This is a genomic window from Gallintestinimicrobium propionicum (assembly GCF_025567525.1).
GTDB classification, from domain to species: domain Bacteria; phylum Bacillota; class Clostridia; order Lachnospirales; family Lachnospiraceae; genus Gallintestinimicrobium; species Gallintestinimicrobium propionicum.
Genome location: NZ_JAOQJY010000024.1, coordinates 15,465 through 34,534, shown reverse-complemented (window position 1 = coordinate 34,534; position 19,070 = coordinate 15,465). Strand labels below are relative to the sequence as shown.

The 19,070-nt window shown below is 49.4% G+C and carries 16 protein-coding genes; 2 read left to right on the top strand and 14 right to left on the bottom strand.

The features are described from left to right. Positions 1-257 precede the first annotated feature (257 nt). Entirely contained in the window at positions 258-431 is a 174-nt protein-coding gene (locus tag OCV62_RS15105; protein WP_002604472.1) for a transposon-encoded TnpW family protein, read from the top strand. 77 nt (positions 432-508) lie between these two features. Beyond that, positions 509-2,182, top strand: a complete 1,674-nt coding sequence (locus tag OCV62_RS15100; RefSeq protein ID WP_262587726.1) for a recombinase family protein — start codon at positions 509-511, stop codon at positions 2,180-2,182. Here OCV62_RS15100 and OCV62_RS15095 read toward each other — a convergent pair. From OCV62_RS15095 to OCV62_RS18545, 14 genes are all read right to left on the bottom strand, one after another. Then, positions 2,175-2,390 (bottom strand): recombinase family protein, encoded by a 216-nt coding sequence (locus OCV62_RS15095; RefSeq protein WP_330667411.1) that lies wholly within the window; start codon positions 2,388-2,390, stop codon positions 2,175-2,177. The genes OCV62_RS15100 and OCV62_RS15095 overlap by 8 nt on opposite strands. 77 nt (positions 2,391-2,467) lie before the next feature. Further along, the gene (locus OCV62_RS15090) at positions 2,468-2,860 is read right to left on the bottom strand and encodes a hypothetical protein (RefSeq protein WP_262587724.1); all 393 of its coding nucleotides are present in this window, start codon (positions 2,858-2,860) and stop codon (positions 2,468-2,470) included. A gap of 40 nt (positions 2,861-2,900) precedes the next feature. Further along, positions 2,901-3,248, bottom strand: a complete 348-nt coding sequence (locus OCV62_RS15085) for a hypothetical protein (RefSeq protein WP_262587722.1) — start codon at positions 3,246-3,248, stop codon at positions 2,901-2,903. Between the two features lie 108 nt (positions 3,249-3,356). Then, a complete protein-coding gene (locus OCV62_RS15080) occupies positions 3,357-4,016 on the bottom strand; it encodes a vWA domain-containing protein (protein ID WP_242410995.1) in 660 nt (219 codons plus the stop codon). A 101-nt stretch (positions 4,017-4,117) separates the two neighbouring features. Further along, the gene (locus tag OCV62_RS15075; RefSeq protein WP_262587718.1) at positions 4,118-4,540 is read right to left on the bottom strand and encodes a YolD-like family protein; all 423 of its coding nucleotides are present in this window, start codon (positions 4,538-4,540) and stop codon (positions 4,118-4,120) included. Then, on the bottom strand, positions 4,537-6,045 hold the full coding sequence (locus tag OCV62_RS15070) for a Y-family DNA polymerase (protein ID WP_262587716.1): 1,509 nt from the start codon (positions 6,043-6,045) through the stop codon (positions 4,537-4,539). The genes OCV62_RS15075 and OCV62_RS15070 overlap by 4 nt, the downstream gene beginning before the upstream one ends. 22 nt (positions 6,046-6,067) lie before the next feature. After that, entirely contained in the window at positions 6,068-7,600 is a 1,533-nt protein-coding gene (locus tag OCV62_RS15065; protein WP_262587715.1) for a hypothetical protein, read from the bottom strand. Positions 7,601-7,605: 5 nt separating this feature from the next. Further along, positions 7,606-8,649: an O-acetyl-ADP-ribose deacetylase gene (locus OCV62_RS15060; protein ID WP_262587713.1), complete on the bottom strand. Its 1,044-nt coding sequence runs from the start codon at positions 8,647-8,649 to the stop codon at positions 7,606-7,608. A 30-nt stretch (positions 8,650-8,679) separates the two neighbouring features. After that, the gene (locus OCV62_RS15055; RefSeq protein ID WP_262587711.1) at positions 8,680-10,047 is read right to left on the bottom strand and encodes a hypothetical protein; all 1,368 of its coding nucleotides are present in this window, start codon (positions 10,045-10,047) and stop codon (positions 8,680-8,682) included. A gap of 183 nt (positions 10,048-10,230) precedes the next feature. After that, complete coding sequence (locus OCV62_RS15050; protein ID WP_242410990.1) at positions 10,231-11,685, bottom strand: relaxase/mobilization nuclease domain-containing protein; 1,455 nt, start codon at positions 11,683-11,685, stop codon at positions 10,231-10,233. Positions 11,686-11,744: 59 nt separating this feature from the next. Continuing rightward, a complete protein-coding gene (locus OCV62_RS15045) occupies positions 11,745-12,014 on the bottom strand; it encodes a hypothetical protein (protein ID WP_008396502.1) in 270 nt (89 codons plus the stop codon). A gap of 16 nt (positions 12,015-12,030) precedes the next feature. Further along, the gene (locus OCV62_RS15040) at positions 12,031-12,336 is read right to left on the bottom strand and encodes a hypothetical protein (protein ID WP_112120970.1); all 306 of its coding nucleotides are present in this window, start codon (positions 12,334-12,336) and stop codon (positions 12,031-12,033) included. A 154-nt stretch (positions 12,337-12,490) separates the two neighbouring features. Then, positions 12,491-12,823, bottom strand: a complete 333-nt coding sequence (locus OCV62_RS15035) for a plasmid mobilization protein (RefSeq protein ID WP_002576391.1) — start codon at positions 12,821-12,823, stop codon at positions 12,491-12,493. Continuing rightward, positions 12,820-18,816: a DEAD/DEAH box helicase family protein gene (locus OCV62_RS18545; RefSeq protein ID WP_334308300.1), complete on the bottom strand. Its 5,997-nt coding sequence runs from the start codon at positions 18,814-18,816 to the stop codon at positions 12,820-12,822. Before OCV62_RS18545 ends, OCV62_RS15035 begins: the two co-directional genes overlap by 4 nt. Positions 18,817-19,070: the final 254 nt, after the last annotated feature.

Genomic DNA, 19,070 nt, shown 5'->3' with positions numbered 1-19,070 from the left:
TACGCCATGACAGCTTTTCCCCATAGGGGAAAAGCCGAGCGAGAACTACCGCGCCGTAAAACAGGTTTAGCAGCTTGTGGGCGACGACATACAAGGCGGCACAATGATACTCCCGCGTTGAACACCCTCAAAGTATTGCGCGGCGCACCCATAAGCATGGGCCGGGGTGAAACTCCCGTGAGGTTGCAGCTAACAACCGCCCGTTTTTGCCTTTTGACGAATATAGTTTATCCATACAGGAAAAGGAGGTTTTTCTAATGGATAAAAAACAGACAATTACAACCGAACGCAAAATAGGGAAAATCACCTATCTTGTTCAAGCGTTGCCGAGTGAAAAGGCAACCGATACAATCCATAAAAAGATTGAGAAACTCATTGTAAAGGATTTGCAGAAAAAGCCCGGAAATCCGGGATTTTTAGCGTCCGAGTAGTGCATTAGGCGGCGGGATATGGTATAATGATAGCAACACATTATACCTGTTTATTCGGCTGTCGGAAAGGAGGACTAATGTTACAGTCGAATAAAATCACCGCCCTTTACTGCCGTTTAAGTCAAGAGGATATGCAAGCCGGAGAAAGCGGAAGCATACAGCACCAAAAAATGATACTTCAACGCTATGCGGACGAACACCATTTTTTGAACACAAAGTTTTTTGTGGACGACGGATTTTCCGGCGTGAGTTTTGAGCGCGAGGGGCTGCAAGCGATGTTGCAGGAAGTGGAAGCCGGACGAGTGGCGACGGTCATTACCAAAGACCTTTCCCGTCTTGGCAGAAACTATCTGAAAACGGGCGAACTCATAGAGATTGTATTTCCCGAAAACGGAGTACGCTATATCGCGATCAACGACGGAGTTGACACAGCGCGGGAGGATAACGAGTTTACCCCCTTGCGGAACTGGTTTAACGAGTTTTACGCCCGCGACACAAGCAAGAAAATCCGCGCAGTTAAACAGGCACAGGCGCAAAAAGGCGAGCGCGTCAACGGGGAATATCCATACGGCTATAGCCCAGACCCGAACAACCGCCACCACCTTATACCCGACCCGGAAACCGCGCCGATTGTCAAACAGGTTTTCGCTATGTTTGTTAGCGGCGTGCGTATGTGCGAAATCCAAAAATGGCTTGCGGAAAACAAAGTCTTGACGATTGGAGCGTTGCGCTATCAGCGTACAGGACAGGCGCGGTATCAGCGGGCAATGATCGCCCCCTATACTTGGCCGGACAAAACGCTCTATGACATATTAGCAAGGCAGGAATATTTAGGGCATACCATAACCGCGAAAACTCACAAGGTATCCTACAAGTCGAAAAAGACCCGGAAGAACGAAGAAGAACAACGCTATTTCTTCCCAAACACCCATGAGCCGCTTGTTGACGAGGAAACCTTTGAACTTGCGCAAAAGCGGATTGCTACCCGCCACCGCCCGACAAAAGCAGCGGAGATTGATATTTTTTCCGGCTTGCTGTTTTGCGCTGGTTGCAGACATAAGATGTATTACCAACAGGGCGTAAATATCGAGCCGCGCAAGTTTTCCTATTCTTGCGGCGCATGGCGCAACAGGGCAAGGACAGGCAGCGAGTGTACCTCTCATTATATCCGCAAAAACGTACTTCTTGATTTAGTGCTGGAAGATATGCGGCGGGTTTTGCGGTATGTTAAGGAACACGAACAGGACTTTATCTGTAAAGCTACCGAGTACGGCGACATGGAAGCGAGAAAGGCATTAGCGCAGCAGCAAAAGGAACTTTTCAAAGCACAGGCGCGTATGACCGAACTTGACACGCTTTTCCGCAAGCTGTATGAGGACAACGCATTAGGCAGACTGACAGATGAACGGTTTGTGTTTCTAACTTCCGGCTATGAGGACGAAAAGAAATCCCTTGCCGCAAGGATAGACGAGTTACAACAGCAGATCGCAACCGTTACCGAGCGAAAAAGGGATATATCAAGGTTTATTCAGATTGTCGGGAAATACAGCGACATACAGGAATTGACCTATGAAAACGTCCATGAGTTTATCGACCGTATTTTGATACATGAATTAGACCGGGAAACCAACACCCGGAAAATCGAAATCCATTATAGCTTTGTCGGACAGGTTGATACCGAGCAGGAGCCGACGCAAGTTGTCAACCATGACCGCCGCAACATGGTAGATGTAAAAAGTATCGCTATCTAACCCCAGCATAGTTCACACCACTATATCCGTCGTCGATGAAAAACGTCGGAGAGGGGAAGCGGTTATCTCGTGCGTATTGGAGTAACATGGCTTTTTGATTCTGGATGGAATTCGACAAATCTTCCTTGCCGTTCTTCTTATCCTCTTTGGTGTCCTCTACGGACAATCTGCAATAGAGCGCTGTGATTTTGTCGGTTGCCCTTAACATTTCGTTATCCTCCTTCGGTTGGGCAACTGTCTGTACAGGATTGGAATTTGTACTTATATCAAAAGAGGTGTCGCTGTTCATTCGCCATCCTCCGTGATATCAGATTCATCATCGGCAGCGTTCTGCTCCATAATGCGTTTGATCTTTTTGTCGAGAGTTTCCGTGCCCTCGTAGCTGCCTGTTACTGTGTATTCTGTGCCGCCAATGTTCTCCACGATTTTCACATCGGGCAGCCAGAACGCAGAAAGATTTTTTACAATAATGTTGCCGTTCTCGTCAAAAGAGAAATTACGTTTAGGTGCATCATCGGGACGAGGCTCGACCTTGGCGTATGGGTCGGGATTGGAGAAATAGTATTCGGGGACTTCCTCGTCATACTCTCCACTCGCAATCTGCTCTTGAAAAATCGTTTCATCTATTTCTTCGGGAGTAAGCTCACGAGCTTCTTCCTCTTTACGTTTTTCATCCATTGTGTCGAACCTCCTTTTCTTTCATTCGCTTCGATTCTTTTCATTCAAATTTTGCAAGATAGCAAAACCGCCGAACGCCGTCAATGGTCAAGATGAACGGCTTCGCCGCCATTGACAGCGTTCGTCCGTTTTGCTTATGGGCAGACAAGGCGGCGGTTGCCGCCGATTTCCATTTAGGAAATGGCACTTGCCATTTTGAAAAATAGAGAATAGCAAGCACAGTAGGTGTATGTACACTCTGCGATTTTTCACAAAACACAGTGCTGCTGATTTTGCGAAAAATGAAAATCTTCGATTTGCTTGCTAAGTTCAAAACAAACTTAGCAAGCAGGGCTTTCGTGACACGAAAGCGATTTTCTGCTTGTTGGGGAAACTCCCCAATCCCCATAGAACGCTGCCTGCGGCATCGGGCTGCGCATCCGTTTCGGATGCTTTAACGGCAGTTCCTGCCAAAGAAAACGCCGGAGTGAATCATCACCCCGGCTTCAAAAAACATTTACTTGTGCTTGCGGCCTCCACGCTTTTTGTAGTCCTCGTCTATACGCTTTTTCCAGTCTGCGCTCAGCGGGGCACTGCACCGGACAGAGCTGATTGCTTCGCTGACCACCTCATAATTCAACGCAGTTCCTTCACTGTCGCACTGATAGTTGACTGCACGATCTGCGCCGATTCCGAACTGACTTGCTGTCTCTACTGCGTCAATATTTGCGCCGAGGAATAGAAACTCCCAGCCGTACTTTTCCTTCTGCCGCTCGATCATTTTCTTAACTGTCTCACTGTCATAACGGCGGCTTGCATTCTCCATGCCGTCCGTTGTGATGACGAACAGCGTATGTTCAGGGACATCCTCATTTCTTGCGTACTTGTGGACATTCCCAATGTGATGAATTGCTCCGCCGATAGCATCCAGAAGGGCAGTACATCCGCGAACGGAATAGTCCCTGTCGGTCATCGGCTCCACCTTCTGAACCGGCACACGGTCATGGATAACCTCGCTCACGTTGTCAAAGAGAACGGTAGAGATCAATGCCTCGCCATTCTCTTTTTTCTGCTTTTCAATCATGGAGTTGAATCCTCCGATGGTGTCTGTTTCCAGTCCGCTCATAGAGCCGCTGCGATCAAGGATGAATACGATCTCCGTCATGTTCTTTCTCATGTTTTGTACCTCCGTATATAAAAAAATGACTGCTTGGTGTCTCACCTTACAGTCATATTGTACTTCGGTATTCACTTCATTTGGTCGCATGGCAAGCGACATTATTCTAAGGATAAGAACAGCTCTCCGTCAATGCTTAGGATGTCATCCATCGGAATCATTGTGCCGTCCTGCATGGTAATTAGGCGCTCAAAGTCATCAACCTTTATGACTGCGCCGGTTGCAGTTACATACGCACCGCCAGCTTTGCGCTCATCAGGTTTGAAGTAGGTTATTTCAACCTCCGGCTCTTCATCAAGGGCATCCATGAGAAGCTGATACCTCATGTTCAAAGCGGTCAAGGCTCCCTCATCAAGCTCAATCCTTTCGTCGGTCAGACGTCCGGTTTCCTTGATTGCAGAATCATAGCCGGTGAGGGCGGCAAAGGGCGCAAACTGCGCTGCACGATCTGACATCGGCATTTGTGGTCGCGTTTTGGAAACGTGGTGAGGAAGTCCCATGATCTCGTCGTATTTTCCGTTCACGCCTTATGCCCTCCAATCTGCGCATTGCGGTCTTTCGCGGTTGCACCTTCTTCAAGATTCATTGCCTTGAGGATGGCGTTCTTTCCATACTTCTTCTTGATGGCAAGCGTGGCGGCTTGTATCTTCCGCTCACGCTCCAAAGCGGCATCTTCGGCTTTCTGTTTTTCCTCTTCGGCGGCATAGTCGGTAAAGAGGTCGAGCTGGACTGCACCGTCGTTTTTCTTCGGTACATCAGCTTCCGGCAGGACATGATTTGCAACAACATACATACGGCGGACAAGCAGATTCTTATCCACGATCCGGTCGAAGAGTTCTGACACAGCACACATTATTTTGCGAGTAGAGGATGTGTGACCGTCGAGGTTAATAGAGCCGTGCGCCTGTTTCGGAATCTGCCTCCCATAATGATCTGTCTCCACCGCGCCGTGATACTTTGCCCGTCGCGCCGGATCAGTCAGGTTCTCAATGTCGTAGCCAACTGTGAGAACCATCTGGTCGGTGACAAGCCCCTTGTCTACCAAGTCCAGCACAAGCAAGTCCGTCATTTCCCGCACAACCAGCTTCGCCTTCTGCGGCTCATAGGGACAGTGCAATACCTGACCGGAGCTGAGGCTGTTGGAGCTGGGACGGTACGCTTTGATTGCTTCAATGGTGGTCGGTTCCCATCCCCACGCATGGTCAATGAGCAATTCCGCATTCTTGCCGAACAGCTTGTAAAGCAAGTCCTCGTTCCGCTCTGAACAGAGGGCAACATCACCCATCGTGAACATCCCGTTCTGCTCAAGTTTCTTGGCAATGCCCCGACCCACGCGCCAGAAGTCCGTGAGAGGCTGATGAGACCAAAGCTCACGCCGGAACTTCATCTCATCCAGCTCTGCAATGCGGACACCGTTCTTGTCGGCGGGGATGTGCTTCGCCACAATATCCATTGCCACTTTGCAGAGAAAGAGATTCGTCCCAATCCCAGCGGTTGCCGTGATGCCGGTTGTCTCAAGCACGTCGAGGATGATCTTCATGGCAAGGTCATGTGCCGAGAGCTTGTAGGTGTTCAGGTAGTCCGTCACGTCCATGAACACCTCGTCAATGGAATAGACCACAATGTCCTCCGGCGCGATGTACTTGAGGTAGACCTGATAGATGCGGGTGCTGTACTCCATGTAATACGCCATTCGGGGCGGCGCAATGATAAAGTCAATCGCCAGAGACGGGTTTACTTGCAACTCCGAGAAGAAGTGTGATGTGCCGTCCAGTCTGCGTCCCGGTGCGTCGTGCTGCCGTCCGGCATTCGCTTCCTTCACGCGCTGTTTGACTTCAAATAGCCGCCCGCGTCCGGAGATGCCGTAGCTCTTGAGGGAGGGAGTAACGGCAAGGCAGATGGTCTTGTCCGTCCGACTTTCGTCTGCGACAACAAGGTTTGTGTCCAGAGGATCTAAGCCGCGCTCCCGGCACTCCACGGAGGCGTAGAAGGATTTCAGGTCGATTGCGATGTAAGTGTGTTGCTTCACCTTCTTTGCCTCCGCTTTCTTCTTAGATCAGCTCTAATGACATTTCATTGGAGCTTTTAATGTTGAATACGATACGCCATTCAATATCACCCTCCACCGGCTCAAAGTGTAGAGAGGAACAAACTGCATGAAGTTTTTCTTTTGAGCTGCCTTCACACACGATTGCGATTGGACCGTCCGCTCCGCCGATAATGCCAATACAAGCAATATCGTTTCGTGCCTCTGGTGCATAGCGGTCAGAGCATGGCGCAATTTTCAAAGGTTTGTCCCCCTCAGCGCAATCACAGATTGAAATATCATCGTCTGGTTCAGGAGAAAACGTATAGCTCATGGCGGTAAAATGCGTCGGATAAAGCCAGCGGTCAGAACCGAAACGCTTTTCGGAAATTGTCTGCCGCTCCAATTCCTGTACGGTCAATGTGTATTTTTTTCCACTGACCGGATGGAGGAAAGAAAACGAATCACCGGGAGCGTGTGCCTTGAAATGTGGTCCCGGGACACGACACGACTGCTGCTCCATTGTAAGGGAGAGGGCTTTTATTTCAGGACGGCGTTTGCTTGTCCACGGAAAAGCTGCCCGAAAAATCATCCATCCATAGGATGTATCCAAATCATAGTGTTCCAATGCCCACTTTGCTTCCGCTTCATTGATCACCCCGTCTGGCAAACATGGATTAAAGACCACGGAACAGCCGTGGGAGGTCAGCATTGTTTTCCCGTTCAATTCCAAACGAGGAATAAAGTCAAGGCAAAGTGGATTGTCTAAATCTATCTGCATTTGCTGCTCCTGCGTGAAGTATTCGCAGGAGTCGTTTTCGGGGTGTAAATCCCATTTAGTTATGAACTTGCGAATGTCTTCTTCCGGGGTGCGCATACAAAAGTCCATGACGAGTCCCTTGCTGCAAGAATACGCCGCAGGAATAACCCAATGATGCCTCGCCCAGTCAAATTGCTTATTCAACCGGATTTCCGTTCCGGCATGGTCTTTTCCCGAATGTCCCCAGAAGTTTCCCTCAAAGTAGACCTTCCACTCAGGCATGGTCGGTTCTGCTTCTGGGTTCATATCAACATCATAATAGTCCTCGGTGTACTTGATCTTGCTATAATCAAAAGATGCTTGCAGCTTTTTGATGTATACCCACGGCTGTTCCATAGGCGTCAATTTCATTTTCTCAGCAAGCTCTGATAGCGTTCTTTGCTGATCCTGTGTTGGAGGGTTGTCCTGCAAAAAGGCTTCAAACTGGGCTTTACCCCACATCCACGCCTGTTCCAGCGCTGCCGAATCACTGCAAGCAAGGAGCAACCTCAGAAAGTCTTCAAAATCGTTTGCCAGCGGATGAACAAAATCCGGAGCCGAGTCCATGGGACTGACGGAAAATACCATACCGCCAAAGCCTCGAACAAAGCAGAAGTGGATGCCGTCCACACCCGCCCAGCCAAAAATAGATGCACCTTTTGGCGTGCAAAAGTATGGGTTGTTATCTTCACGACGCTTCACTCCTACGGGCGAAAGGTCAATACCACTTCGCAAAAATTTCTGAAACACTTTATCCATAGACCTTATGCTCCTATTAAACTTTGGTCGAAGGCAAACAGAGCCTCGTTGATCTCAAAGACATTATAGTTCCCATGCTCCACGAAATACTCCACGATGATGTCAAACTTGTTGGAGTGGGAGAGCGCAAAGCCAGCCTTCCTGAGCATATCCTTCATTTCAACAAGCGGCAGCTCAAGGGCAATGGCAAACGCAATGACCGTGGGCTTGGAAGGCTTATAAGACTTGTCCGAGCGGATCTTCGAGAAGAGCTTCCGGTCAATATTCGCCTTCTTATAGCACTGCGCGTCCGTCATGCCGCGCTCATCAATCTTTCGCAGAAGCATCTCGGAAAAACTCTCGTCGATCTGTCCCAGCGCGTCATCAAGGGTTGCCGCCTTTTTGGGGGCAGCCGCCGCAGAGACGGGAGGCATGAGCTGTTCGATTGCCTCTTCACAAACGGATGCCTCGCAAGGCATGGGTTCTTCCATCCGGAAGGCGTTCATCCTGCGCAGACGCTCGGAACGATTATCAGTATGCTCGTCCACATAGCGGTCATCTATGTACGCTGCAATATCGGCAAACAGCTTGCCGCTGATCTGATAGGCTTTGCGGTCAAAAATGACGATGTACACCGTCATTTCGTTTTCGAGAAGGAAACTGCTAATGGTGTCAATCGCCACTTTGAGAGCCTGATCCTTCGGATAGCCGAAAATGCCGGAGGAAATCAGCGGGAACGCAACCGACTCGCATCCGTATTCCTTAGCCAGCATGAGCGAAGTCCGATAGCATGAGATAAGCCGTTCGCGCTCACTATGCCGCCCGTCATACCAGCGCGGACCAACTGCGTGAATGACATATTTGCAGGGCAGCTTGTAGCCCTTCGTGATTTTTGCGCTCCCGGTCTTGCAGCCGTGGAGCGTTTCACATTCCACCAGCAGCTCCGGACCTGCAGCGCGATGAATGCAGCCATCCACACCGCCGCCGCCCAAAAGAGAAGTATTGGCAGCATTGACGATTGCGTCAACGCTCATTTTTGTAATATCGTTTCTGATAATCTGTAAGGGCATTGCTTATTTCTCCCCCCTTCTGCCGCCTCGTTAGATATGCTTCTTTTTCAGTTCACGAATCAACATCTCAACCTGTACTCCTGTAAGGAATGGTGTTTTGATTGTCGATGCCCAATAAAAATTCCGCTTCAAAATTGTTTTAATCTCATTCGGAGAAAGAGCAGGCAATGCTTTAACATCTCCATTGAAATTTTCCGGCACAATCATTCTGACACTATGATATTTTTCATCACCCACTTCCGTTGGTGTGTCTGTAACTATCTGTCCAACTGCAATAATTCCTCTTCCTTTGGAATAAAAAAGAGCATAGTCATCTTTGCGAAAGCTGTCGATATACCGTTTGGCATCTCCATATGCCGCTATTTTGTTTCCGAGAATCATCTCGGATTCATTTGTATCTGAATACGAGATATTCGTATCAAACATGATTCCTTTACACGCAGAAAACTTCAAACGATTATTTTCTATTTCTGTCAGAAACTTCACCCAGTATAAAACATTCTCCGGAATGATATGAGACTTATCCGGATTGATCGCAAATTCATAGATAACCGTTGGATCTGCTACTTTCACATTTGAATATTTCTGTGCATTCTGAACGTTTCCTTCTGTTGTAAGCAAATACACTTCACCATTCAGGCCGGAATAGTCATCTGTATTGAGATCAACATCACCCTTCTTTACCTGAATGTAAATATGCTTTCGGTTCAGGTCATTTGGATCAACCAAAACGCACTCATACTTTGGCGTAGCAATTTTATTTGTCGATGGAATGCAAACGTAACCTTTCGTATCATACAGCCACAGCGCAAGTAAATCCTCAACATCTTCCGGCTGAAGCAGGCTGTAAAAATGCTTCTCACATAACGAGAGGGCTGGATCGGGATAATTGAATAGATCCAGCGCTGAATCGTGGACACGGTTATACAACATCTGACTGTATTCTTCCACTCCATTTTTCTTAATTCTCTGGATGGTTGAACCCATAATAAATGATGTTGCCACAGCACCAGGAACAGATTCTTCATCTGCCTTATCTGTAGCTGGATACCAGTCTATATTGGTCAACTGATTCGCTGCATCCATCTGTACTGCATCTTCGCGAAACACCCAGGTACTGTTCACCTTAACTCTCGCAATATAGTATTTCCCTTCATTTCTTGAGCGCATCCATAGGAGGTCTCCTTCTTTCACATCCTCTACCATGCGGCATACACTGTCGAATGATTTGTACTGAGTTCTTGCCAGATTACAGTAATCCAAAAATGTATGTATCCCAGAACGTTCTGCCTGGGTTAATTCACGAAGACTCCATCCCATTGCTGCGACATGATTTTTCAAGCAATAGTCGGCAACATTTGTGCCTCCTGTATTCACCTGTAATCTCCATACTGACATCTTGTCTTCCTCTTTCTTTTTGTATTTAGAACATTCTCATCATTCGCTTCGATATTATTATATATCTTCCAAACATAGAATGACAGATGCAATGTACATTATTATGCACACAGGGTGCCTGTATTTTGATACGCGCAAAAAAAAGCAGCGCAGGAAGATTTTTCTGTCCTGCACTGCATTCCATCATCTACTATTCTCTCTATTTTCTTCTCCCTGCTCATGCATCTGCTCTTTTTTCTGCTCGTCCTCTTTTAGGATTTCCTGCACAATCTTCTGTGCCACAAGCCAATCCTGCATTTCCGCTTTGGTCTCGCGGTACTCTGCATAGGAGCTTTTCTTTCGTTCCAGAAGCATTGAATACTCTGTGTTCAGCTCGCTGATGCGCGGGAGCTTTTTGTCAGAACCGTTCTCTTTCTTATAGGCATCAAACGCCTTTTTTGCTGCGCTGCGCAAGGCCAGCATATCCCGATGGGCTTCATAGAACTCCCGGTCGTAGCCGGATGCTTTATACGCAGCAAAAACATCTTTTGTCTTGGCATAATTGATTAGATGCTTCCTCAGTACCGACATTTCCGACATCCGTACCTCATCTGCTTTTACAGATTCCAGCAGCGCATCGCATTTTTCAGAAATTCCATCCGCCTTTTCCTTCAGCTCTGCATAGCTCTTGATTCCATGCTCTTCCATGAACATCATGGCTTTTGCCATCTGCTTCAGATTGAATACTTTCGCCCAACGCGCATATCCCGCGCCTTTGCCTGCTTGCATTTTGGCACGGACATCAATAAGGAACGACAGCTCTGCCTTTTGATGCACCTGTGCTGACCTTGCGCTTGTGCGGGTTTTCTCTGCAAATTTGCTTTTATGAACCACATTCCCAGCAATCACTTCGCAGAGTTCTTCGACCGAATATCCTTTGCCAAGAGAGCGGAAGCGGGCAAATCTGGCATGGCCTTTTCCCCGCAGTGCAGGCTGTTTTCCATCTTTATACTCGTACCCTGCTTCCTGCAAAATTCCAATCAGTTCCCGGAAGTCTTTCGGTTTTCTTGCCAATGCTGCATCAATGGCCTCGCAGATTTCATCCCGCTGCGATTTTTTCACCGGGTATTCCGTTCTCTTCTGCCGCTCTCCATAGGGCTTCCGGATAATGACCGACAACCGGTGTTCCAGACAGACGATATCACTGAGCCTTGCCAGTGCAAGACCGGATAAGCGAAAATCTCGGAATTTTCTGGTGCTGTCTAATGTAGTCGAATTAAAAATAATGTGGTTATGAATGTGTGCACGATCAACATGGGTAGCCACGATAAAGGCATGTTTTCCCTTAGTAAAGCGCATGGCCGTCTCATATCCAACCTTGTTCGCCTCCTCCGGCGTGATTTCTCCGGGCTTAAAAGATTGCCGAATCTGATATGCAATCACATCATGCGCCTGGGTTCTACCGGTGATATGCTCATACTGCCGTTTGGAAAGCAGAAATTCTTCATCACAGGTCTTTGCATCACAGGCATACGCGCTGATATATTTTCCATCTTCCGTCTTTGCTGCATTCTCAGAATAATCAGTACGGTCAGCCAGACACTGCGCTACCGTCTTTCCTTTATTGATATGCAGCGCGATTAGTCTTGTAGCCGCCATTCCTTATTCCTCCATCTAAAAAGAGCCACCCAAAGGCAGCTCTTACCAATCCAATATTCTCATTTTAGCATCCGTTCTCGGTCATAAGCTCCCTGCAAATAAACGGCCTGCTTGATGATCTCTTCCATATCGAAATAGACACACATGATGCTTTCGTACAGCTTCCACACATTAGATTCGCTGCCGCCCACCATTTCCATCAGCTGGTCTTCCATCTTCGATTGCTCAGACTGTTTTTCCTGATAAGCAGTCTCTTCCACAAAATGATTCTCTCCATCTGTTTCCTCGTACCGTAAATCATAATAATCTTTCATAAACTGAATATCCATCGAATCCCTCCTGAACTCAAATTGTCAAAACATCCTCTACACACTCGCACAGCCGTTCCATCAGTTCCATGATGCCGCCCGCTCCAACCGCAGCTGCGAACAGTCCCATCTCAATCAGGGTCAGCAGGAACACATCCGTCCAGCTCGCCCGAACCACAGAATAAATGCCGCAGCCAAGAACGAAAAGCATAACCGGCGAAAGTACCCACAGGGATAGCTGCATCAGCAGATTCCAGATAAAGCACAGAAATCGCAGCAGAAACGCAACCGGCAGCAAGAGGATTTTCAGCACCAGCTTCAACAAAAAACATACGATCTTCATGGATTTCACCCCTTCGCTTTTCTTTTCATCTTCATTTTATCGTACCCGCTTGTCAAACACCACGATGTCAACAGGAAGACCTGCAAAAAATATGTAACGGCACAGACAGTTTCATCTGTGCCATGTGCTGTAAAAATCCCGCACGTTTGCGCTGTCAGCGAATACCGGAAAGCCTCTTCAGGATCAGCTTCTGCATCTCCCAGAGTTCATCCAGCCGCTTCTGCAAATCCCGGATATCCTCCGCATAGATGCTTCCGGATTCATTGGCTCGTTTTGCGTACTGGTTCAGGTTGTTGCTGCATCGGCGAAGAAGAGTGGATACCTGCGCCACATCCGACAAATCAAGATTCACGCAGTACCCGTCCATCGCCATTTTTCTCATATAGGCACCGGTGTTCCGAATACCCAATTCCTTCTGCTTTTCACGAATCCTTGCCAGCTCTTCCGGATTTACCCGGACGTTGATCCAGTGTTCCCGAACACTCATAGTGCCACCTCCTCATCATCTCGATGTGCCATCGGCGGAATGCGACCGGCACGGTCACGTAGCTCTGCCAGGACAGACGGTTTTTCCGTTGTTCTCTCACGGTCAGGATCATCATTTCCACGGTCATCCATATTCAGCAGTGCGTCCAGTTCTGCCAGTCTTGCACTCTTTTCTGCCAGTTCTGCCTCCTGGGGAAATGGCTTTCCAAGCTCGGCCTGCGCCGCTTCCTGCTGGCTCCTAAGATTGTCCAACTGCTGTTCCGCCTTTTCCAGCCTTGCTGGAATCCCGGCAAGAGCATTGTCCAGACGCTGGATATTGCCAGCAGCACTGGTGCCGATGGGCACTCGGTGGGTCATCTCGCCTTTCAGCAGCACCTGATACTCTTTCTGGAAGCTGTCAAATGACAACTCCATCTTGAAACCGCGATAGCTGCCAAGCGGCACTGGCTCCAAACTCTGATTGGTTTTACAGATTGCGAGGATTGCTTCACCGGCCTCTGCTTTTTCAGTAAAGCGTGTGTCATTTACTTCCATGCCGCAGAACCCTTCTTCCGGCAGCGGATGTGCCGCCACCGTCCGAATATCCGACTGAAAGCTCTTGATGAACCCCTGCGTTTTTTCAATCTCCGCAGGGAAATATTTCATCAGCTTATCCTCCAATCGGTACTGCTGGCTCTGATGGTCTGCCTTCAATACTTTCAGCCTTGCAACATCCACATCCAAATCCATTTTCTCCTTAATCTGCGGGTCTCCTGCACAAAGTGCTTTGATCTCCGCATAGGAAAGAGCCTGCCCATCTACATCATCACAGGAACGTACCGGAGATTTGCTGGTCATGATCTGGCTGATAAACTTCTGCTTATTCTCCAGTGTCTGATAGAGATAAGCGTCAAAGGTTCCTTCCGTCACATACTGATAAACCTGCACCTCTTTGTTTCGGTTTCCCTGACGGATGATACGACCATTTCGCTGGGTCATGTCCGCAGGCCGCCAGCCCACATCCAGATGATGCACGGCCACCAGCCTGTCCTGCACGTTCGTGCCTGCGCCCATCTTCTGTGTCGAACCTAACAACACCCGAACCTGTCCGGTACGGACTTTGGCAAACAAATCTTTCTTTTTTGCCTCAGTATCAGCATCATGGATAAATGCGATTTCTTCCTCCGGTACACCTGACTGGATGAGTTTAGCGCGGATATCCTCATAGACATTGAAGGTCCCATCGTTCTTCGGTGTGCTGAGGTCGCAGAAAAGCAGCTGGGTCAGCTTGTCCGACTGCCCTTCTTCATAAATACGAAGCACATTCCGCACACAGGCATTGAGCTTGCTGTTGGGGTCATCCGGCAGGAGAGGATTCATCAGCCGCTGATCCAGCCCCAGCTTTCTGCCATCCGATGTGATTTTCAGCATGTTATCGACCGACGGGTCTACCACACCAGAATGCACAGCCGCCGCCCGTTCCGAAAGCTCCGCCACCATCGCCTGCTGATGCTCCGAAGGCTGCACCACCACGGTTTCAAACTTTGCCTCCGGCACCGGCAGATGCAGCTGATCGGAAGTCTTGATATCCGCCACTTCCTTAAACATGTTCATCAGCTCCGGCAGGTTGAAGAATTTCGCAAATCTTGTTCTTGCCCGGTATCCGGTTCCTTCCGGTGCCAGCTCAATGGCTGTGGTGGTCTCACCAAAGGTAGAAGCCCAGCTGTCGAAATGGGTCAGCCCTTTCTGCTGCAACGTGCCGTACTGGAGATACCGCATCATAGTGTAAAGTTCCGTCATGCTGTTACTGACCGGGGTGCCGGTCGCAAAAATGATGCCGCGCCCGCCTGTCAACTCGTCCATATATTGGCACTTCATAAACATATCCGAAGATTTCTGCGCTTCCGAAGTGGACAAGCCTGCAACATTGCGCATTTTTGTGTAGAGGAACAGGTTCTTAAACGCGTGTGCCTCGTCTACGAACAGCCGGTCCACGCCCAGCTGCTCAAAGGTAATCACATCGTCTTTTCGGTCGGTTGCCCGGAGTTTCTCCAATCTCGCCTCCAATCCTTTCCGGGTCTTTTCCATCTGTTTGATGGAGAAGCGTTCGCCATTCTGGGATTTCATCTCAGCAATGGCGTTTTCGATTTCATCAATCTGGGCAGTCAAAATTCGCTCCTGCCGTTCTGCGGACACTGGGATTTTCTCAAACTGGGAATGCCCGATGATGACCGCATCGTAATCGCCGGTGGCAATTCGTGCACAGAACTTCTTTCTGCGGGCGGTTTCAAAGTCCTTTTTGCTTGCCACCAGCAATTTTGCACTCGGATACAGGCGCAGGAACTCGTTTGCCCACTGAAGGGTCAAATGATTCGGAACAACGAACATAGATTTCTGGCACAGTCCCAGCCGCTTTGCCTCCATAGCAGAAGCGGCCATCTCGAAGGTCTTGCCGGCACCTACCTCGTGGGCCAGCAGCGTATTACCACCGTACAGCACATGGGCAATGGCATTCTGCTGGTGTTCCCGCAGCCGGATTTCCGGATTCATGCCGCCAAAGCGGATATGGGAGCCATTGTACTCACGGGGACGAGTACTGTTGAACAGCTCGTTATACTTTTCCACCAGTTCCGCACGGCGATAAGGGTCTTTCCACACCCAGTTCTGGAACGCATCCTTAATGGCCTGCTGTTTCTGCTGAGCGAGGGTGGTCTCCTTTTTATTCAGAACCCGCTTCTGCTTGCCGTCTGCATCCTCCACGGTATCGTAGATACGGATATCCCGCAGATTCAGCGTATCCTCCAGAATCCGGTAGGCGTTAGCTCGGCTGGTGCCGTAGGTCATATAGGCATGAACATCATTCCGGCTCGGTGTACTCTTACCGGTGATCTGCCACTCTGCCGTCATGGGAGAGAATTTCACCTCGATGTTCCGGCGCAGATAAAACGGCGGTTCAAAGGTTTCTTCCATGAACTGCTGGATATAATCCCGATTGACCCATGTGGCACCAAGGCGCACATCAATCTCCGACGCATCCAGGTCTTTCGGCTGTGCCTTTCTCAGATATTCTGTATTTACCGCAAAGGCAGGATCAGAAGCCGCAGCCAGTTCTGCCACGCGGAGTTTTTCCCGGACATTGCCGGACAGATATTCATCAGCCGTCACCCAGCCGGTTTCCTCGCCGCCCTGCGTCATCGGGTCTTTGAAAATGACACCATGCAGTTCCTGCTGGATTTTTTCATATTCCCCCGGTGTGCCTAAAAGCTCCGACATATAGGGCAAATCCACTCTGCCGCGCTCTCCGATGGAGATTGCCAGAGCCTCTGCCGGAGTATCTACACTGGTAACAGCCCGTTCCGGTCGAATCGTCCGTTTGGTGAACATATCCGCCTTGGATTCCAGCCTGCCGTTTTCGTCTACATTTTCCAGAGAGCAGAGCAGATAATACGACGAATCTTCCGAAAAAGCCTGTGCATTTGCACGGGAGTTGATAAGCCCATACTGATCGGCGAATCGGTCATAGGCTACATTCAGTTCCCGCTGTTTCTGGGCAATCGTGTCCTCCGGGTAATCGTTTAGCTGGTAGTCAATCAGTTCCTGCACGATGGTGCGAAGCTCCACCATGCCCTTGATTCTTCCGGTGGCTGTCGCAGAAAGGTCAGCCTTCCGCATGATGCTGTTCTCACGGAAGTAGACATTCCCATCCACCACTGCATAGGAGAAGTTCTTTACATTGGGGTCTGCCGGAATGGTTTCGCCCTGCAAGGACAGTTCTTCCTCCGGTGCCAGCTCCTGCGCTTCATAGTGGCCGCCGATATGTTGCACAGCCTCATGCAGCTGGTCTCCCAGATCTGCATCCGGAATCGGAATGACTGTACATTCTTCCTTGCCGTACTGGGTGCTTTCCGTTGTAATCTCACCCAGCACCATTTCCGGGTGGTCAACAAAGTAGCTGTTAAGGGTAATGCCCTCCGAAGTCAGCCCCAGATGCACCCAATCCGGTTCGATATCAATGGGATGGTCTCTCTTTTGCAGGAAAATGATATCCGACACTACATCTGTACCGGCATTGGCACGGAATGCGTTATTGGGAAGTCGGATGGCTCCCAGCAGTTCTGCCCGCTGCGCCAGATACTTTCGTGCGTCCGGATTCTTGGAATCCATCGTATAGCGGCTGGTAACAAAGGCCACGATGCCACCGGGACGAACCTGATCCAATGCCTTGGCAAAGAAATAGTTGTGGATAGAAAAACCGAGCTTATCATAGGGTTTATCGCTGACACGGTAGTTGCCAAATGGCACATTGCCCACGGCCAGATCATAGAAATCGCGGCGGTCGGTGGTTTCAAAACCTGCCACCTTGATTTCTGCCTGCGGATACAGCTTCTGCGCAATACGCCCTGTGATGGAATCCAGTTCCACACCATACAGTCTGCTTCCCAGCATGGAATCTGGCAGCATACCGAAGAAGTTGCCGACACCCATCGACGGTTCCAGAATATTGCCTTTCTCAAATCCCATACCGTCCAACGCTTCATAGATTGCACGGATCACGGTAGGACTGGTGTAGTGCGCATTCAGAGTCGAAGCCCTGGCTGCGGCATATTCTTCTTCCGTAAGAGCTGCTTTCAGTTCCTTATATTCGCCTGTCCAGGCAGCTTTCTCTGCGTCAAATGCATCTGCCAGCCCGCCCCAGCCGACATAATTGGCCAGTGTTTCCTGTTCTTCCGGTGTCGCATCCCTGTGCTGGTTTTCTAAGGTTTTCAGCGTGTAGATAGCATCCATGTTGGCACGGAATTTCTGTTTGGGACTGCCTTCGCCAAGATGAAAGCTGTTGATACGATAGTTTTCTGCATGAGTGTTCTCCGGCGCTGTCTCTGGAATTACCGATTTTTGTTCCTCACTTTGCTTTTCTCTGCCGGGATTCAGATCAACCACCAGATTGTGCAGGTGAACATTTTCCTCATGCCCCAAAATTCTTGCCAGATTTTCCTTGCTTTCCGAGCGGAAGATCGGATACACGGAATCCGGGTCCCGAAGTTCCACATCGAAAAGCCCGACTTTTTCAATCGTAAATGCCTTTCCGTCCAGATACAGCGTATCGCCAACGCGATAATCCGGCTGCACCAGAGCTGCCGGTTCTGGCTGCACAGTTGCAGGCTCTTTTTCAGCCTCCATATTCCTGCCGCGAATCTCCTGCAACGCCTCTGACGCACTCACATAATCGGCAAATGTCTGCACTTTTCCGTCCGAATATCCGTAATACTCTTCTTTGACATAATCCCAGATGGCAAACGCATCTTTAGAATCCGGAAAGTTCTTGCCGGTCATTGTGACCACAAACCGTTCATCCGGTGCATAGCCAGACTCTCTGGCAAGTTCTCTGGCGTGTTCCTGCATTTCCAGCACCAGAGGATCTGTCTCTGCGTGAGCCGATTCCGGTGCTTCTTCGGATTCCACATCTGGGAATGGAATGTCCTGCTGCAAATTCTGCTTGCTCTGTTCAACATAGAGCCAGTCTTTTGCTTCTCGTTCCTGGACTTTTTCAATTAGCTGCTGGCGGTAGGTCTCTGCCTCCCATTCGCTGGTAAACTCTTCGCTGACGCCATCCGGCTCCACATGAATGCCGTCCTGAATATCATCCCAGACCGCATAACCATCGTCTGTCTCCATCACGGTAAACCGCTGTGGTGCCGCCAGTTCACTCCGGGCATATACATCCGCAGCCGTATTCAGCATGTTGTCCACATGCTCATTTCCGGTATCGTAGCGTTCCGGTGGCGTTGGCGGAAACACATGGGCGGCAGTCGGCATAGGAAGCGGCGCGCCGTATTCCTGCTCCAGCTTCCGATACTCTTCCATTTCCAGCGCGGTCAGGTACTGATCATTTTCCACAAGCCGGTCTAACCGCTTATCCACCGCCGACCATGTGAGTCGCACTTCCCGGTCATGGTCATAATTGCGAAGCAGAATACCTCTTCCGTTATAATCGGCAAAACCGCGACTGCCATCCATAAAGGTATAGCTGTGGCCACCGAGACCGTATTCCGCTTTCAAGAATGCAGCTCGTTCTTTTGCGTCCCCTTGCTGCTGATACAGCGCATAAATACGGATCTTTCCGCCTTCAAAATTGGAGCCTGTCCGCAGCATCCGGTCGATTTCATCCTCAGAAATGACAAAAGCGGAGGGCTTTTCGCTCTCCGCTTCTTTGGCTGCATTTTCTGCCGCCGCATCAATTTTCTGAATCTGCTCTGCTTCGGACTGAAACA

Coding starts and splice junctions, on each gene's coding strand:
- OCV62_RS15105 (WP_002604472.1), top strand. CDS start 258: ATGGATAAAAAACAGACAATTACAACCGAACGCAAAATAGGGAAAATC.
- OCV62_RS15100 (WP_262587726.1), top strand. CDS start 509: ATGTTACAGTCGAATAAAATCACCGCCCTTTACTGCCGTTTAAGTCAA.
- OCV62_RS15095 (WP_330667411.1), bottom strand. CDS start 2,390: ATGTTAAGGGCAACCGACAAAATCACAGCGCTCTATTGCAGATTGTCC.
- OCV62_RS15090 (WP_262587724.1), bottom strand. CDS start 2,860: ATGGATGAAAAACGTAAAGAGGAAGAAGCTCGTGAGCTTACTCCCGAA.
- OCV62_RS15085 (WP_262587722.1), bottom strand. CDS start 3,248: ATGGGGATTGGGGAGTTTCCCCAACAAGCAGAAAATCGCTTTCGTGTC.
- OCV62_RS15080 (WP_242410995.1), bottom strand. CDS start 4,016: ATGAGAAAGAACATGACGGAGATCGTATTCATCCTTGATCGCAGCGGC.
- OCV62_RS15065 (WP_262587715.1), bottom strand. CDS start 7,600: ATGGATAAAGTGTTTCAGAAATTTTTGCGAAGTGGTATTGACCTTTCG.
- OCV62_RS15060 (WP_262587713.1), bottom strand. CDS start 8,649: ATGCCCTTACAGATTATCAGAAACGATATTACAAAAATGAGCGTTGAC.
- OCV62_RS15055 (WP_262587711.1), bottom strand. CDS start 10,047: ATGTCAGTATGGAGATTACAGGTGAATACAGGAGGCACAAATGTTGCC.
- OCV62_RS15050 (WP_242410990.1), bottom strand. CDS start 11,685: ATGGCGGCTACAAGACTAATCGCGCTGCATATCAATAAAGGAAAGACG.
- OCV62_RS15045 (WP_008396502.1), bottom strand. CDS start 12,014: ATGGATATTCAGTTTATGAAAGATTATTATGATTTACGGTACGAGGAA.
- OCV62_RS15040 (WP_112120970.1), bottom strand. CDS start 12,336: ATGAAGATCGTATGTTTTTTGTTGAAGCTGGTGCTGAAAATCCTCTTG.
- OCV62_RS15035 (WP_002576391.1), bottom strand. CDS start 12,823: ATGAGTGTTCGGGAACACTGGATCAACGTCCGGGTAAATCCGGAAGAG.
- OCV62_RS18545 (WP_334308300.1), bottom strand. CDS start 18,816: ATGGATGGCAGTCGCGGTTTTGCCGATTATAACGGAAGAGGTATTCTG.